This is a genomic window from Nocardioides sp. NPDC057577 (genome assembly GCF_042801335.1).
Taxonomy (GTDB): Bacteria; Actinomycetota; Actinomycetes; order Propionibacteriales; family Nocardioidaceae; genus Nocardioides.
Genome location: NZ_JBHVGB010000011.1, coordinates 19,753 through 36,441, shown reverse-complemented (window position 1 = coordinate 36,441; position 16,689 = coordinate 19,753). Strand labels below are relative to the sequence as shown.

The following is a 16,689-nucleotide window of genomic DNA, read 5'->3' as shown; positions in this document are numbered from 1 at the left end:
GGCGGTGGTCACAACACGGCGCGCCGGGGGATTCGAAATGTCGTTCGACATCATGTATCTTGATATCAAGAGATCGACGGGCCCGCCCGTCGTAAAAGGTTAGGTGAGCCTTTGTTTTCCCGGCGTACGTGGCCGGGGCAGGATGGGCCTCAAAGACTTGAATTCGTACGTCACTGTGGACGCGAGCAAGGAGATGAACGCGTTGGCCAGCAAGGACAGCTTCGGTGCCAAGAGCACCCTGGACGTGGACGGTAAGTCCTACGAGATCTTCCGCCTGGATGCGGTCAAGGGTGAGGGCCTCGACGTCGCGTCGCTGCCCTTCTCGCTGAAGGTGCTGCTGGAGAACCTCCTGCGCACCGAGGACGGCGCGAACATCACCGCCGACGACATCAAGGCGCTGGCGGGCTGGGACGAGACCGCCGAGCCCGACAAGGAGATCCAGTACACGCCGGCGCGCGTGATCATGCAGGACTTCACCGGCGTGCCCTGCATCGTCGACCTGGCGACCCTGCGCGAGGCTGCGGCCGAGCTCGGCGGCGACCCGACCAAGATCAACCCGCTCTCGCCCGCCGAGATGGTCATCGACCACTCCGTGATCGCTGAGGTCTTCGGCACCCCGGAGGCCTTCGAGCGCAACGTCGAGATCGAGTACGAGCGCAACCGCGAGCGCTACCAGTTCCTGCGCTGGGGCCAGACCGCGTTCGAGGACTTCAAGGTCGTCCCGCCGGGCACCGGCATCGTCCACCAGGTCAACATCGAGCACCTGGCCCGCACCGTCTTCACCCGTGAGGTCGACGGCGAGCTGCAGGCCTACCCCGACACCTGCGTCGGCACCGACTCCCACACCACCATGGTCAACGGCCTGGGCGTCCTCGGCTTCGGCGTCGGCGGCATCGAGGCCGAGGCCGCGCTGCTCGGCCAGCCGGTCTCCATGCTGATCCCGCGCGTGGTCGGCTTCAAGCTCCACGGCGACCTGCCCGAGGGCTCGACCGCCACCGACCTGGTGCTCACCATCACCGAGATGCTGCGCAAGCACGGTGTGGTCGGCAAGTTCGTCGAGTTCTACGGCGCCGGGGTGACCGCCCTGCCGCTGGCCAACCGCGCCACCATCGGCAACATGAGCCCCGAGTTCGGCTCCACCGTCGCGATCTTCCCGGTCGACGAGGAGACCATCAACTACCTCCGCCTCACCGGCCGCTCGGAGGAGCAGCTGGCCCTGGTGGAGAAGTACTCCAAGGACCAGGGCCTCTGGCACGACCCTGCTGCCGAGCCGCGCTACTCGGAGAAGCTCGAGCTCGACCTCTCCACGATCGTCCCCTCGATCGCCGGCCCGAAGCGCCCGCAGGACCGCGTCCAGCTCACCGACGCCAAGACCTCCTTCGAGGGTCACCTGCCGACGTACACGTCCAAGGCCGACGCGAAGGTCCCGGTCACGCTGGCCGACGGCACCGAGTTCGAGCTGGAGAACGGCGCGGTCACGATCGCCTCGATCACCTCCTGCACCAACACTTCCAACCCGTCGGTCATGATCGGCGCCGCGCTGCTGGCGAAGAAGGCCGTCGAGAAGGGTCTGACCCGCAAGCCGTGGGTGAAGACCACCCTGGCGCCGGGCTCCAAGGTCGTCACGAACTACTACGACAAGTCGGGCCTGACCCCCTACCTGGAGAAGGTCGGCTTCAACCTCGTCGGCTACGGCTGCGTGACCTGCATCGGCAACTCGGGCCCGATCATCCCCGAGGTCTCCACCGCGGTGAACGACAACGACCTCGCGGTCGTCTCGGTGCTCTCCGGCAACCGCAACTTCGAGGGTCGCATCAACCCCGACGTGAAGATGAACTACCTCGCGTCGCCGCCGCTGGTCATCGCCTACGCCCTGGCCGGCAACATGAACGTCAACCTGCTCGAGGACTCCCTCGGCAAGGACCACGACGGCAACGACGTCTTCCTCAAGGACATCTGGCCGACCCCGGCCGAGGTCGAGGAGACCATCGCCGCCGCGATCGACTCCGACATGTTCACCAAGGACTACGCCGACGTCTTCGCGGGCGACGAGCGCTGGCAGAACCTGCCGACCCCGACCGGTGACACCTTCACCTGGGACGAGGAGTCGACCTACGTCCGCAAGGCTCCCTACTTCGACGGCATGGCCAAGACCCCGGCCCCGGTCGCCGACATCGAGGGTGCGCGCGTGCTGCTGAAGCTGGGCGACTCGGTCACCACCGACCACATCAGCCCCGCGGGCAACATCAAGAAGGACTCGCCCGCCGGCAAGTACCTCATCGAGCACGGCGTCGAGCAGCGTGACTTCAACTCCTACGGCTCGCGCCGAGGCAACCACGAGATCATGATCCGCGGCACCTTCGCCAACATCCGGATCAAGAACCAGGTCGCCCCGGGCACCGAGGGTGGTTACACCCGCGACTTCACCCAGGCCGACGGCCCGGTGTCGTTCGTCTACGACGCCGCTCAGAACTACGCCGCGGCCGGCACCCCGCTCGTGGTCCTCGGTGGCAAGGAGTACGGCTCCGGCTCCTCGCGCGACTGGGCCGCCAAGGGCACCTCGCTCCTGGGCGTCAAGGCTGTCATCACCGAGTCGTTCGAGCGCATCCACCGCTCCAACCTGATCGGTATGGGCGTCATCCCGCTGCAGTTCCCCGCGGGCCAGACCGCCGACAGCCTCGGCCTGACCGGTGAGGAGACCTTCTCGATCTCCGGCATCACCGCGCTCAACGAGGGTGTTACCCCCAAGACGGTCAAGGTCACCACCGACACCGGTGTCGAGTTCGACGCGGTCGTCCGCATCGACACCCCCGGTGAGGCCAACTACTACCGCAACGGCGGCATCCTGCAGTACGTCCTGCGCAGCCTGGTCAACGCCTGATCCGACCCACGAACGGCCCGTCACCCGAAAGGGTGGCGGGCCGTTTCGCATCCCGTCGAGGCGTCAGGTAGGTCGGGCGAGGCGTCAGGTAGGTCGGGCGAGGCGTCAGGTATGTCGGGCGAGGCGTCAGGTATGTCGGGCGAGGCGTCAGGTATGTCGGGCGAGGCGTCAGGTAGGTCGGGCGAGGCGTCAGGTATGTCGGACGACATGTCAGTTAGGGCGGTCGAGATGGCATGCCGTGACGCCTCATTCCACCGCAGTGACGCCTCGGCCAGCGTGGGTGACGCTTCGATCGACGTACGTGACGCCTCGGCCGGCGCGGGTGACGCTTCGATCGACGTACGTGACGCCTTGGCCAACGCGGGTGACGCTTCGGCCGACGTACCTGACGCCTCGGCTCAAGTCAGGGAGGCGATCCTGGCGCGGCTGTCCTCGTGGAGCGCGGCTAGGAGCGCATCGGCGGCCTCGCCGCGATCGGCCGTCGCGGCGGCGATCTCGGCGACGGTCTCGTCGGGGAGGCCGGCGAGGATCGGGTCGACCACGGAGGGCTCGTCGATGAAGAGCGCCAGCTGGAGGATCTGGGCGCCCGAGGCGCCGTCGACGACCTCGAGCGAAGTCGCCGGGCTGACCACGCCGGTGAAGCGGGCCAGCGCCATCAGGTGACCCTGGGCGAGCAGCCGGCGACCGACCTCGACGACCAGAGCACTGTCCAGCTTGGCGATGATTCCCTCGACCCGGCTCGGGTCGAGATGGACCGAGAGCTCGGCGAGGAACTCCGGCTTCAGGTGGCCGGCGAGCTTCGCGGCGTCAGCGGGGTCCATCACCGCAGCCACCCGGGCGCTGAGCATGGGGCCCATCGCGATCTCGGTGATCTTCGCGGTGACGGCCGCGGGGAGCTTCCTGCTGACCGCGGCCAGCCCCTTGACCCGGGACTCGTGACGGCTGAACATCGCGTGCGAGACGATCCCGCGCAGATCGCGGAGGTCGTCGGGGGAGGTGGTGGCGAGGAAGGCGAGCTCGGACTCGTCCACGTGCATCTCGTGGGCGAGCTTGGCGATCTCCAGCGAGCTGGTCAGGGCGGTCATCGACTACCTCCGAGCATCTTCTGGACGACCCCGCGCAGCATCTTCGGCACCAGCTTCAGCGCTTCGTCGAGGGAAGCGTCGAACGCCTTGTCCTCCGCTGCCATCGCGCCCTGGACCAGATCGTCGAACCGGCCCAGCTGCTGGTCGTCGTACGCCTCCAGCGGCGCAAGCCGCGTCGCCGGCACGCGCAGCGTGGCAGCGAGCCGGTCGAGTCCCTCACTCATCGGTTCCTTCCCGCCGGGTGAGGCACCTTCGGCCCCCGGCGGCGCCACTATATGCAGCCCCAGGAGGCATTTGGATAGTGTCTCGACATGCTCGTCGCCTTCTCCATCGCCCCGACAACGACCGACGACCCCGATGGTTCGGTGGCCGCGTCCGTCGCGGAGGCGATCCGCATCGTCCGCGAGTCCGGGCTGCCCAACGAGACCAATGCCATGTTCACCAACCTGGAAGGGGAGTGGGACGAGGTCATGGGTGTCATCAAGCAGTGCGTCGACGCGGTCGCCGCGGTCTCGCCGCGGGTCGGGCTGGTGCTCAAGGCCGACATCCGGCCCGGCTACGAGGGCCAGCTGAGCGCCAAGGTGGAGCGGATCGAGTCGGTGCTGCGAGAGCGCTGATCGGGCGATAGGTCGGCGGTTCAGCGGAGCAGGTACGGGTGGTCGAAGAGGTACTTCGCCCTCCGAACCTTCAGCATCGTGACGATCTCGGCGATGTCCATCGGCGCGGTGCTGGACGCGTCGCCGGTGCTGACGGCGCAGCGCGCGGCCGGGTCGGCGACAGGGTCGACGCGGCGTGCGCTGGCAGCCGTGGGCGCGACGGCGGACATGATGGTCAGTGCGCCGGCGACGGCGGTGGCAGCGGCGAGGGTGGTCGCGGTGCGGTGGGTGGTGGTGTTCATGGTGCCTTCCTTGGTCGTGGGGCTGGTGGGCCCCGGTGTAGGTCTCCGTTCTGACATCGGTCGGTATCGCGGTGGTCGGGGCTCGGTATCGCGCCGGTATCGGCCGCGTTGACGGTGTCGATTCCCGGTGCGACGCTTGAAGGGTGGGCATTGGCGTTCTCGGCCCACTGACGGTGGACGGCTCGGGGGATCTGGGTCGGCGGGACCGAGTGGTTCTGACAGCGTTGGCGACCGATCCGGGTCATCCGGTGAGCGCCGACCAGCTCTTCGATGCGCTGTGGGGTGAGGGTGCGCCGGCCTCGGCCGGGAAGATCGTGCAGGGTTGCGTGGTCCGGCTGCGCAAGCTGCTGGGTCGCGACGTGGTGCGGACCTCGGCACAGGGCTATGCGTTGCATCTCCCGGTCGAGGAGGTCGACTCGTTGCGGTTCGAGGACCAGGTCGGTCGGGCCCAGGAGCTGCTCACGCTCGGGGAGGTCGATCGGGCGGCGTACCTGCTCAGCGATGCGCTGGGGTGGTGGCGTGGGGAGCCCTTCGTCGATCTGGAGGGCTGGGAGCCGGCGGTCGCAGCCGGTACGCGGCTCTCCGAGTTGCGTCTGGAGGCCGAGGAGCTGCGGATCGAGGCATTGTTGCGGGCCGGGCGGTACCGCGAGATCCTCTCCGAGGCACAGGCCCTGGTACGCGCCGCACCGCTGCGTGAGTACCGGTGGGTGTTGCTGGCCCGGGCGCAGTACCAGTCCGGCCAGCAGGCCGAGGCGCTGCGCACGATCCACCAGCTCAAGGCCGTCCTGGCCGAGCACCTGGGCATCGATCCGGGCCCCGAGGTGGTCGCGCTGGAGACCTCGATCCTTCGCCAGGACGCCTCGCTGCTGGTCGCCGATGCACCCACCCCGTCGGGCACCTGTCCCTGGTTGGGTCTGCGGGCCTACGGCGTCGAGGACGCGGAATGGTTCTTCGGGCGCGACGGCGATGTGGCCGCCTGCCTGGAGATCGTGGCGCGGTCCTCGGTGCTCGCGCTGGTCGGGCCCTCGGGGTCGGGCAAGTCCTCGCTGCTGCGCGCCGGCGTGGCCGCGGCCCTGCGAGGCCGCGGACAGCCCAGCGTGACGATCACCCCCGGTCCCCACCCGATGGACTCGCTGACCGCGCTCGCGCAGGCCCCGCGCACTGCGGCGCTGTTGATCGATCAGTGTGAGGAGCTGTTCTCGCTGTGCCACGACACCGCCGAGCGGGAGGAGTTCCTCGGTGTCGTGGCCGCCGAGGCCGCGGACCGGACCGTGGCCCTCGCGCTGCGTGCCGACCACCTGGCCGACCTCGCCGCCTACCCCGGCTTCAGCCGGCTCGTGGAGCGCGGCATGTATCTGGTCGGCGGGCTGGAGGAGGACGGTCTGCGCTCGGCGATCGAGACCCCCGCCCGCCAAGCCGGGCTGCTGATCGAGCCCGGTCTGGTCGACCTCCTGGTCCGCGAGGTCGGCAACGACCCCGGGGCGCTACCGCTGATGTCGCACGCGCTGCAGGAGACCTGGAAACGACGCGAGGGCAACACCCTCACGGTGGCCGGCTACCGCGCCAGCGGCGGCATCAACGGAGCCGTGGCCCAATCCGCCGAAGGTCTCTACTCCCGGATCGAGGTCGAACGCCGCCACCTGCTGCGCGACCTCGTCCTGCGGCTGGTCTCCCCGGGCCCGGAGGGCGAACCGGTCCGCACCCGGGTGCCACGCCGCTTGGTCGGCACCGACCCCGAACACGACCAGCTCATCGAGATGCTGGTCACCGCCCGACTGGTCACCACCGACGACGACGCCCTCGAGATCACCCACGAGGCCCTCACCCGCGCCTGGCCCCGGCTCCGCGGCTGGCTCGAGGACGACATCGAGGGCCAACGCATCCGCCACCACCTCTCGACCGCCGCCGACTCCTGGGAAGCACTGGGCCGCCCCGACAGCGAGCTCTACCGCGGCGTACGACTGGCCCGAGCACTCGAATGGCGAACCGACAAGAACACCACCCTCACCCACACCGAACACGCCTTCCTCCAGGCCTCCGCCCACCACGCCGACGACGAACAGCGCAGCATCCTCGAACGCGCACGCGCCCAGGCCCGGCTGATCCGCCGCCTCCGGATGGCGCTCGGCGGTGCCGCCGCACTCCTCGTCATCGCCCTGGTCGCCGGGGCGCTGGCGGTCGTCCAGTCCGACCGGGCGACCGAGAACGCCGCCCGGGCCGAGCACGCCGCCGTCGCCGCGGACGCGGGGCGGGTCGGCGCCCGCGCCCTGCTTGCCGACGACGTCACTCTCTCGCTGCTGCTCGCCGCCGCTGGTGCGCGGCTCGACGACTCGCCGGAGACCCGGGCGAACCTCGTGGCCGCGTTGGCGATGCGTCCCGAGCTCGTCCGTTCGGCGCCTGCCGAGGGGGACTACGTGGAGACCTTGGACGTCAGCCCCGACGGCCGCTGGATGGCGACCTCGGACGGTCAGAACCGGGTGCACCTCTACGAGGCCGCCACCGGCCGGCTGGTGGACACCTACGACCCGGTCCAGCCCTCAGGAGCCGGGTGGATGCTCGCGGCGTTCAGCCCGGACAGCAAGCATCTCGCCGTCATCCCCAACGGCCAGGGCTCCAGGGACCCGGTGCGACTGCTGGACACGAGCACGATGGAGCCGACGACGAAGCTGGCCTTTCCCGGCGGCAGGAAGGTCTGGGGAGTCGACGTCCGGTTCAGCGCCGGGGGCCGCTACCTTGCCGGCAGTGTGTATCCGTCCGACTGGCCGACAGCTCCAGAGTGGGAGGACGAGGGCTACACGTTGGTCTGGGACCTCCGCGCGCCGGCCAAGGCGCCTGTCCGGATGCCGACGGGCACCGTCCCGTCGGGAGCCGGGCTCAGCCGGGACGGTCGGATCCTCTACTCGGACTGGCCGCTGGCGGCGTACGACGTGGCCTCGGGTGAGCGGATCTGGCAGCGCGAGGAGATCAGGTCGTACGCCTCCTCCGACCTCAACCCCGAAGGCACCCTGCTGGCGCTCACGGACACGGGTGAGGCGAACATGCGGGAACGCTCGGAGCGGAGCTGGAACGTGCTCCTGGTGCGTGCCTCCGACGGCACGACGGTCCGTACGCTGCGCGGGCACCAGGACTGGGTCCGCGACGTCGCCTTCTCGCCCGACGGCGCGCTGGTGGTGTCGCACTCCAGCGACGGCGAGCTCATCGCCTGGGAGACCGCCACCGGCCGGCTGCTGGCACGGTGGGAGAGCACGTCGGAGTGGGGCGTCGACTTCAGCCCGGACGGCGACCTGGTCTACGAGGGCGGCGGCGGCCCCTCGATGGTGCGCACCTGGGACCTGTCGGGGCAGGACACCTACCTGCGGCGTACGAGTCGGGTCGGCGACACCGAGGTGTACGCGCACGCCGACCTCTCCCCGGACGGGCGGCGGGTGGCCTACAGCTGGACCGACGGGGACACCGGATGGGTCAGGTTCGTCGACACGGCCACCGGGAAGGCGACGCCGCCCGCCCGCGTGCCGGTGATCGCAGGCCCCTGGGGCAGCGGCACCTGGCACCCCGAGGGTGAGCGGTACGTCGCTTCCTGCGTGACGGGTGCGTGCGGGGAGGCCGTGGTGCTGGACCCCGCCACCGGCACCGTGGAGAGGCGCGACGTCCTCGACGGGAACATCGTCTCGCTCGCCTACGTCGACGAGGGCCGCAGCCTGCTCGTCGGTGGTATGACCGGGACGGTCGTCGTCGACGCCGAGACCCTGCAGCCGCGAGACGGTCCGTTCGACATCCCCGCCTCCGCCATCGCTCCGATCGGGGACGGGAGCAGTGCGATGGTCGGCGGCGTCTCCGCCGACGGAGTCTCCGAGACCTGGCAGGTGATCGACGTGCGGACCGGCGACGTCCGGACCGAGGGGAGCCTGGACTTCGTCAGGTACGCCTCGGTCGCCTCGCCGGACGGCTCGACGGTCGCGGTGGCGGGAGACACCGGCGAGATCGTGACCACCGACGTCTCGACCGGCGAGACGCTGCAGCGGTCCACCGGCTCCGGCTCCGCCGTGCTCGGGCTCGACTACTCCGACGACGGCGAGCTGCTCGTCTCCGGGGCCGACGACGGCGGCGTCAGCCTGTGGGACGCCACGACGCTGGACCTGCTGGGCACCGTGCATCCACCCCACGAGGGCGACCCGGTCCCGGCCGACGCGCAGTTCATCGGCGACAGCCACGACGTGGCGATCGCGTCGAACGACGGCACGGTCCATCGGTGGGAGACCGATATCGACCGTGCCGTCGAGTTCGCGTGCCAGATGGCGGGCCGGGACCTGACCGAGCAGGAGTGGGACGAGTTCCTGCCCGAGGAGCCCTACCGGCGCGTCTGCCCGGACGAGTGAGAGGCTCGGCTAGAGCCCTCGGGCCATCGCGTCCTGTCCGGTCTTGATGGCCTCCCGGATCCGGGAGTACGTCCCGCAGCGGCAGACGTTGCGGATGGTGTCGAGGTCGGCCTCGGTGATGGCGCGGCCCTCCTTGCGGACCTTGTTGACGAGGGCGACCGCGGTCATGATCTGGCCGGGCTGGCAGTAGCCGCACTGGGCGACGTCGTGCTCGAGCCAGGCCTCCTGCATCGGGTGCAGGCCGTCGCCCGGAGCGGTGTCGGCGAGCCCCTCGATGGTGGTGATCTCGTCGTCGGCGCCGAGGTCGGCGACCTTCACCGAGCACGGGTTGAACGCCTTGCCGTTGATGTGGCTGGTGCAGGCCTTGCAGACGTTGATGCCGCAGCCGTACTTGGGGCCGGTGACACCGAGGACGTCGCGCAGGACCCAGAGGATGCGGACGTCGTCCTCGACGTCGACGGTGACGGTCTCGCCGTTGAGCTGGAAGGTGTGTGAAGGCATCGCAGGACCTCAGAACGTGTAGGCGAGGCCGTCGGTCGGCGACTCGGGTACGGAGGGGATGAAGGACTTGGGCTCGAAGTGGAGTGGCTCGTGGAAGTTGATCGGGAACTCCGTGGGCACCTCACCGGTGGCGCGGGCGTAGGCGCAGGCGACGGCTGCCATCGAGGCGGCCACGCCGGCCTCGCCGACACCGCCGGGCTGGCTGCCGTGCGACTCCATCACTTCACACTCGAACTCGAACGGCACGTTCCACTGCCTGGTGTAGGCCGAGTTGTCCCAGCTGGCCTCCAGGAACTGACCGCCGACCAGGTGGTTGCTGTAGGTCAGCGCCTGGCACATCCCGTCGGAGAAGCCACCCATCATCTGGGCCTTCACCCCGGCCGGGTTGATGACCAGGCCGACGTCGGCGACCACGAGGGCCTTGGTGATCCGAGGGCCGGTGACCGCGTCGCGTACCTCGCGGTTGACCGTCTCGGGACGGCAGTCGATCTCGACGAGGACGGCGGTGGCGCCCTTGTACTCCTTGTGGATGGCGATGCCCTGGGCCGTGCCGGCGGGCATCGAACGGCCCCAGTCGCCGAGCTCGGCGGCCCGGTCGAGGACCCGCTTGACGACGTCGCTCTTGAGATACCTGCGCCGGAACGCGACCGGGTCCTGCTTCAGCTTCTTGGCCAGCTGGTCGACCATCAGCTCGCTGGCGGTGGCCACATCGGGGGAGTAGATGTTGCGCACCGAGCTGGTGTTGAACCGGTCGACCGCCGGCTTGGGCTCGTTGAGCAGCTGGGTGACCACCCCGAAGTTGTAGGGCATCTCGGTGGCGAGCAGGAAGATCGACTCCGAGAAGGTCAGGTTCGACAGACCGGTCGGCAGCGCCGCCGCCTCCGCGGTCAGCCGCTCCCCGAGTCCGTGGGTGAAGTCGGTGGCCACGCTGGCGTGGCGCTGCTCGAAGGTGAGCACGCTGCCGGCCAGTACGGTCGCCCGGACCCGGGAGACCGCCATCGGGTGGACCCGCCCCTGGCGCGGCTCGTCGGCACGGTGCCACATCAGCTTGACCGGCGCTCCGAACGCCTTCGATGCGTGGGCTGCCTCGAGCGCCGCGTCGAAGAACAGCTTGCGCCCGAAGGAGCCACCGCCCTGGACGACGTTGACCTTCACGTCGGTCGGCAGCAGGCCGAGAGCGGCGGCGATCTTCTCCTGGGCGGTGATCGGCGACTTGAGCCCGCCCCAGATGGTGGCCTTCCCGTCGCGTACGTCGGCGACGGCGCAGTTGGGCTCGAGGGCCGATCCGCTGCGGAAGTGGAAGGTGAACTCGCCCTCGACCGAGGTGGCGCCGATCTTCGGCACCGCGAGCGGGATCTGCCCAGCCTTGAGCTCGGCCCGGACGTCCTTGGCCGACATCGTGGTCACGGTGCCGGAGTTCCAGGTGACGTCCAGGGCGCGAACGGCGTCGATGCACTGCCCGAACGTCTTGGCCCGGACCGCCACGCCGGTGGGGATGATCGCGACGTGAGTGACGCCGGGCATCGTCTCGACGTCGCCCTTGTTCTTGATCTCGACGGCGGTGCCGTTGAGCTCGGGGGCGCGGCAGACCATCGTGGGCAGCGCGCCGGGAACGTCGAGGTCCATCGCGAACTTCTTCTTGCCGGTCACGGCCTCGCGTGCGTCGACGCGCCGGTGAGGCTTCCCGACGACGGCGTGCTCGGAGGTCTCCTTGAGTTCGACCTCGACCTTCTCGGTCGTCGGCTTCGCGGCCTTCGCGGCGGCCTCGCCGTAGGTCACCGAGGACCCGTCCGGGGCACTGATCACGCCGCCCTTGGAGACCAGTTGGGCCACGGTGCCCCCGAGCAGGATCGCGGCAGCCTCGAGCAGCGCCTTGCGGGCGATGGCGGCAGCCACACGCACCGGGGTGTACATCGAGACGATCGTGTTCGAGCCGCCGGTCAGCTGGTTGAACAGCAGCTCGGGGCGAGCCGGCGCCAGCGTGACGTGCACGTCGTCGACCGGAAGATCGAGCTCCTCGGCGATCAACATCGCCACCGCCGTGGTGATGCCCTGGCCGACCTCCATCCGCGGCAGCGCGAAGTGGGCGTGCCCCTTCTCATCGACCTCGATCGCGATCAGGTTCGAGGTCGGCATCGCGCAGTGGCTCAGGAAGTCGTTGAGATCGTAGATCTCAGGGATCTGCGGCACCGACGGCACCGGCACTGCCTGGGCCGCGGACGGCGTCAGGCCGAGGTCGGCGGCGGCGATCAGTGTCGCGCCGCCGATGACGTATCCGACGAACGAACGTCTGGAGACCCGAGACGGGCCCTCAGTGGGGTGGTTCTCCATGGTGTGCTCACTCCTGGTTGGGCAGGCCGAGATATTTGTGACCCACGACACATAGCACCATTCAGCAGCCGTGGCGCGTTTGGGAAGGGCGCGTCGGGAAATGTGTGAGTTCGCTATAAATCGGCTGGTGACGGGCTATAAATGGGCTCGGATGCCGCCCTGGGTATCCAATTTCGAGGTCATATCAGAACGGTCGGCGGATCGATCTCGCGGCGGAGGATCTTGCCGGTCGGTCCCTTGGGCAGCTCCGGCATGATCCAGACGTGACGCGGGTACTTGTACGCCGCGACCCGCTCCTTCACGAAGGCACGGATCTCCTGCGCCGAGGCCGTCGCTCCGGCCCTGAGCGCGACCGCCGCGGCCACCTCCTCGCCCAGATCGGGATGCGGAACGCCGACCACGGCGGCCTCGAGCACCGCCGGGTGCTCGTAGACGACCTCCTCGATCTCGCGCGGGTAGACGTTGTAGCCGCCGCGGATGATCAGCGACTTCTTGCGGTCGACGACGTAGTAGTAGCCGTCCTCGTCACGCCGGCCGAGGTCGCCGGTCCTCAGCCAGCCGTCGACGATCGTCTCGGCGGTGACCTCGGGCAGCTGCCAGTAGCCCTTCATCACGTTGGGACCCTTGATCAGGATCTCGCCGACCTCGCCCGGGGCGGTCTCGCTGCCGTCCTCGGCGACCAGCCTGAGCTGCACCTCGCGCACCGGCACCCCGATCGATCCCGCCTTGCGCTCGATGTGCGGGTGGTTGAAGCAGGCCACCGGTGAGCTCTCGGAGAGGCCGTAGCCCTCGAGGATCGTGCAGCCGAAGGTCTCCTCGAACTCGTGGAGCAGCTCGACCGGCAGCGGCGCCCCGCCGCAGATGCAGGTGCGCAGGCTGGACACGTCGTAGGAGCCGGCGTCGGCGGCGTGGAGCATGCCGGCGTACATCGTCGGGACGCCCTCGAAGACGGTGACCCTGTCCCGGCCGATCACCTCGAGCGCGGCGGTGGCGTCGAAGCGGGGGATGAGGGTCAGGCAGGCGCCCGCCTGGACGGCGGCGTTCAGACCGCAGGTGAGGCCGAAGACGTGGAAGAGCGGCAGGCACCCCATCACCACGTCCTCGGGCCCGATCTCGACGAGCGTGTCGCGGGTGAGTGCGGCGTTGCCGCCGAGGTTGTCGTGGGTCAGCTCGGCGCCCTTCGGGCGGCCGGTGGTGCCGGAGGTGTAGAGGATCACCGCCGTGTCGGATGGCCTCCGTGGCACGGGCCGACTCGTCGTCTCCGCTGCCGGGAGGTGGGTGGTTCCGGGGGCCACGGTGACCGCCTGCACCCCGTGGGAAGCCGCCGCGGCGTACGCCTCGTCCTTCAGCTCTTCACCGACGAACAGGAAGCGGGCGCCGGAGTCCTCGAGATAGAACTCGATCTCCCTGGCCTTGAGCAGCGGGTTCATCGGCACGACGACGCCGCCGGCGAGGAGCGCTCCGTAGAAGTGCACCGGGAAGGCCGGGACGTTGGGCAGGACCAGGCCGACCCGGTCGCCCGGCTTCAGGCCTTCAGCGTGCAGCCATCGGGCGACCGCCGAGGCCTGCGCCAGGAGAGTGGTGTAGTCGAGCACGTCGTCGTCGAGGCGTACGGCCGGACGGTCCGGATGCCGCTGCGCCGCGTCGATCAGGTGGTGGGCAAGGTTCACCGGAGGACTCCTGCGGGTTCGGCGTCGAGGACCTGGCCGCGGGTCTCGCGCAGGGCGAGGAGGCACGCGGTGCTGAGCACGGCCAGGACCGTCACGAAGCCGGCGAGGCCGCTCATGCCCCAGCGCTCCAGCAACGCACCGCCGATCACGAGCGGCAGTGCGCCGCCGATGATCCCGGCCAGGTTGTAGGCCATCCCGGCCCCGGTGTAGCGGTACTCCGCCCGGAAGAGCTCCGGAAGGTACGCCGCAGCCGGCCCGTACGGGATGCCGATCGCGATCATCAGGACCGCCATCGCCAGGGTGAAGGAGCCGGCGTCGCCGGGGGTCAGGATCGCGAACGCCACCGGGCCGGCGACCAGGCCGAAGACCGTCCCGCTCATCAGCACGGCTCGTCGCCCGACCCGGTCGGAGAGCAGTGCGGACCCGATCACCGCGAGGCAGAGGACGAGGCCGGCCACCATGTTGGCCCTCAGCATCTGGTTGAGGGTGAGACCGAGCCCGTTCTCCTCGGGCGGCCTGGTGGCGATGCCGCCGAGGAAGACCACGGCGAGGTAGAAGGCGCCGAACGTCATCGCCAGCATTCCGCCCCCGAGCAGGATCTGCCTCCACTGGTCGCGCAGTGCGGCGGCGAACGGGAAGGACACCGTGGTCCGCGCGGCGGTGACCTTCGAGAACGACGGCGTCTCGGCGATGTTGAGCCGGACCCAGAGGCCGAGCGCGATGAGCACGATGCTGACCAGGAACGGCACCCGCCAGGCCCACTGCTGGAAGGCCGCCAGGCCGATCACCTGGATCGTGAGCAGGAAGGTCCCGCTGGCGAGGATCACACCGAGGCCGGGGCCGAGCTGTGGGAACAGGCTGTAGCGTCCGCGCTTGCCCTCCGCGGCGTACTCGGAGGTGAGCAGCGCCGCGCCCGCCCACTCGCCGCCGAGGGCGGTGCCCTGGGTCGCCCGCAGGAGCACCAGCAGCAGCGGCGCCGCCGCACCGATCGCGGCGGCCGTCGGGATCAGGCCGATCGCGAAGGTCGCTCCGCCCATCATGAGCAGCGTCGTCACCAGGGTGCGCTTGCGGCCCAGCCGGTCGCCGAAGTGCCCGAACACCACGGCGCCCAGCGGGCGGAAGACGAAGGCGACACCGAACGTCGCGACGGATGCCCAGGTGCCGGCGGCGGTGCCGAGCGAGGGGAAGAAGAGTGGTGCGAAGACCAGCGCGGCGGCGTAGCCGTAGATGAGGAAGTCGTAGAACTCGATGGTCGTGCCGACCAGCGATGCCATCGCGATCCGTGACATCGACCGGGGCTGGGTCGTTGTGGTCATGTGCCTGCCTCTGTGTCCGTCCCGCCAGGTGCGGCAGGATGCCGGGTGTGACAGGCATCACTGTGCGGCCGCGACGGGCCTCGGGGCCACGAGGACGAGCCACAGACCTCGTTGTGGCCGGCCCACAACGTCGGACGAGGAGGTCCAGATGAGCACCGATCCGATCAAACGCATCGTCGCCGGTGTCCGAGACGGCCTGCCGGGGACCGTCGAGGTCTTCCTGACGCGCACCTGGGAGCAGGTGCCGGCCTATGCTGCCAGCCCGGACCCCAACCTGCGCAGCGATGTCGCCAGCCATGCCGAGGCGGTCTTCCGGGCGGTGCTCATCACCCTCGAGGAGGGGCGCGACGCGGTCCGTGAGGACTTCCACCTGAGCGCGGGCCAGGCGGCCAACCGGGTGCGCCAAGGCGTCGCGCTCGCTGACTTCCTGCAGGCGTTCCGTCTCGGTCAGGTCGCGTTGTGGGAGCGCATCGTCGAGATCGCCGCCCCCGACCCGGAGACCAGTCAGGCGGCGCTGGCCACGGCCTCGCACGTGATGCAGGTGATCGAGGTGGGCAGCACGGTCGCGGCCGAGGCCTATCTCAACACCCAGCAGCTCGAGCTTGCCGAGGGCGACCGGATCCGGCGGGACCTCGTCGAGGACCTCCTGGCCGGACGCGAGGTCCCTGCGGGGCCTCGGCTCGAGGTCGCCCGCTCGTGCGGGCTCGAGCGCGACGGACGGACGGCCGTGATCATCGCGGCCCCGGTGCGCCCGCTACGTGTCGGCCAGAGTCTGCGCGAAGCCCTCCGGATCATCCGCACCGAGCTCGGCCCGGCCCAGGAGGGCGTTGCGGTGATCCAGCAGGAGCAGATGATCGGGATCCTGCCGATGGCCACCGACGACGTGCAGGCGCTCGTGCCCGATCTACGCCGGGTGCACCGCCAGCTCGCCCGTCAGGGCATCGACCTGGCGGTCGGTATCAGCACCGTCCACCCCGGGTGGGCGTCGGTCCCCGCGGCGTACGCCGAGGCGGGGATCGCCCGCGACTCCCTGGCGGAGGAGCCGGGCGTGGTCGCCCTGCCCATGCTCTCGACGGTCGACTACCTGGTGCTGCGCGAGGACCCCACCGTGCGTCGGCTGATCCGTCCCGAGCTGCGTCAGTTCGTCACCGACGACCTCGCGCGCGATGGCGCGATGATCGAGACGATGCTTGCCTACGTCGCCAGCGACCTCAACGCCAAGCTCGCCGCCGAGCGGCTGCACATGCACGTCAACACCGCCTACTACCGGCTCGAGCGGATCGCCGAGCGCACCGGCTGCGACCTGCGCCGGTTCGCCGACGTCGAGGAGCTGATCTTCGCGATCCGGCTCCTCACCAAGCCTCGCGGCGTGTCGTGAGGGACACGCCCTACGCGGAGACCGGCTTGCGGCCGTAGACCCAGTAGACCGCCGCGCCGAGCAGATTGGTGCTTCCCCACAGCCGCCACAGGGTCCGCGGCCCGCGGATCTCGTCGTCCGAGCGCGTCTGCAGGTCACGCAGGATCACCGGAGCGACTGCCGCCTGGGCCACGAGCGCGCTGGTGGTCAGGATCGCCTTCTGCTTCTTGGTCAGTGCCATGGAGCCAGTCTTTGCCTTGGCTTGTGTCCAGTC

The 16,689-nt window shown here is 69.7% G+C and carries 12 protein-coding genes; 4 read left to right on the top strand and 8 right to left on the bottom strand.

The features are described 5' to 3' along the window. Positions 1 to 193: 193 nt before the first annotated feature. Complete coding sequence (gene acnA, locus ACFU7D_RS04015; RefSeq protein ID WP_378863637.1) at positions 194 to 2,881, top strand: aconitate hydratase AcnA; 2,688 nt, start codon at positions 194 to 196, stop codon at positions 2,879 to 2,881. A 398-nt stretch (positions 2,882 to 3,279) separates the two neighbouring features. Here acnA and ACFU7D_RS04010 read toward each other — a convergent pair whose 3' ends face one another. Together ACFU7D_RS04010 and ACFU7D_RS04005 are read right to left on the bottom strand one after the other, a co-directional pair. Continuing rightward, on the bottom strand, positions 3,280 to 3,966 hold the full coding sequence (locus tag ACFU7D_RS04010) for a hypothetical protein (protein ID WP_378863634.1): 687 nt from the start codon (positions 3,964 to 3,966) through the stop codon (positions 3,280 to 3,282). Next, positions 3,963 to 4,190, bottom strand: coding sequence for a hypothetical protein (locus ACFU7D_RS04005; protein WP_378728353.1), 228 nt, complete (start codon positions 4,188 to 4,190; stop codon positions 3,963 to 3,965). The genes ACFU7D_RS04010 and ACFU7D_RS04005 overlap by 4 nt, the downstream gene beginning before the upstream one ends. Before the next feature lie 87 nt (positions 4,191 to 4,277). On the opposite strand from ACFU7D_RS04005, the gene ACFU7D_RS04000 reads away from it, so the two are divergent. Further along, on the top strand, positions 4,278 to 4,583 hold the full coding sequence (locus ACFU7D_RS04000) for an MTH1187 family thiamine-binding protein (protein ID WP_378863631.1): 306 nt from the start codon (positions 4,278 to 4,280) through the stop codon (positions 4,581 to 4,583). A 20-nt stretch (positions 4,584 to 4,603) separates the two neighbouring features. Here ACFU7D_RS04000 and ACFU7D_RS03995 read toward each other — a convergent pair whose 3' ends face one another. Further along, on the bottom strand, positions 4,604 to 4,864 hold the full coding sequence (locus ACFU7D_RS03995) for a hypothetical protein (RefSeq protein ID WP_378863628.1): 261 nt from the start codon (positions 4,862 to 4,864) through the stop codon (positions 4,604 to 4,606). 143 nt (positions 4,865 to 5,007) lie between these two features. On the opposite strand from ACFU7D_RS03995, the gene ACFU7D_RS03990 reads away from it, so the two are divergent. Further along, the gene (locus ACFU7D_RS03990; RefSeq protein WP_378863625.1) at positions 5,008 to 9,240 is read left to right on the top strand and encodes a BTAD domain-containing putative transcriptional regulator; all 4,233 of its coding nucleotides are present in this window, start codon (positions 5,008 to 5,010) and stop codon (positions 9,238 to 9,240) included. A 9-nt stretch (positions 9,241 to 9,249) separates the two neighbouring features. On the opposite strand, the gene ACFU7D_RS03985 is transcribed toward ACFU7D_RS03990, so the two are convergent. The 4 genes from ACFU7D_RS03985 to ACFU7D_RS03970 form a co-directional block, all read right to left on the bottom strand. Then, positions 9,250 to 9,741, bottom strand: coding sequence for a (2Fe-2S)-binding protein (locus tag ACFU7D_RS03985; protein ID WP_378728348.1), 492 nt, complete (start codon positions 9,739 to 9,741; stop codon positions 9,250 to 9,252). Between the two features lie 9 nt (positions 9,742 to 9,750). Continuing rightward, positions 9,751 to 12,072, bottom strand: coding sequence for a molybdopterin cofactor-binding domain-containing protein (locus tag ACFU7D_RS03980; protein WP_378863621.1), 2,322 nt, complete (start codon positions 12,070 to 12,072; stop codon positions 9,751 to 9,753). A 179-nt stretch (positions 12,073 to 12,251) separates the two neighbouring features. Next, on the bottom strand, positions 12,252 to 13,742 hold the full coding sequence (locus ACFU7D_RS03975) for a long-chain fatty acid--CoA ligase (RefSeq protein ID WP_378863618.1): 1,491 nt from the start codon (positions 13,740 to 13,742) through the stop codon (positions 12,252 to 12,254). Then, positions 13,739 to 15,058: an MFS transporter gene (locus ACFU7D_RS03970; protein WP_378863615.1), complete on the bottom strand. Its 1,320-nt coding sequence runs from the start codon at positions 15,056 to 15,058 to the stop codon at positions 13,739 to 13,741. Before ACFU7D_RS03970 ends, ACFU7D_RS03975 begins: the two co-directional genes overlap by 4 nt. Positions 15,059 to 15,206: 148 nt before the next feature. Between ACFU7D_RS03970 and ACFU7D_RS03965 the strand changes: the two genes are divergently transcribed. Beyond that, positions 15,207 to 16,436, top strand: coding sequence for a PucR family transcriptional regulator (locus tag ACFU7D_RS03965; protein WP_378863612.1), 1,230 nt, complete (start codon positions 15,207 to 15,209; stop codon positions 16,434 to 16,436). Positions 16,437 to 16,446: 10 nt separating this feature from the next. Here ACFU7D_RS03965 and ACFU7D_RS03960 read toward each other — a convergent pair whose 3' ends face one another. Beyond that, positions 16,447 to 16,656: a hypothetical protein gene (locus ACFU7D_RS03960; RefSeq protein WP_378728342.1), complete on the bottom strand. Its 210-nt coding sequence runs from the start codon at positions 16,654 to 16,656 to the stop codon at positions 16,447 to 16,449. Between the last annotated feature and the right edge of the window lie 33 nt (positions 16,657 to 16,689).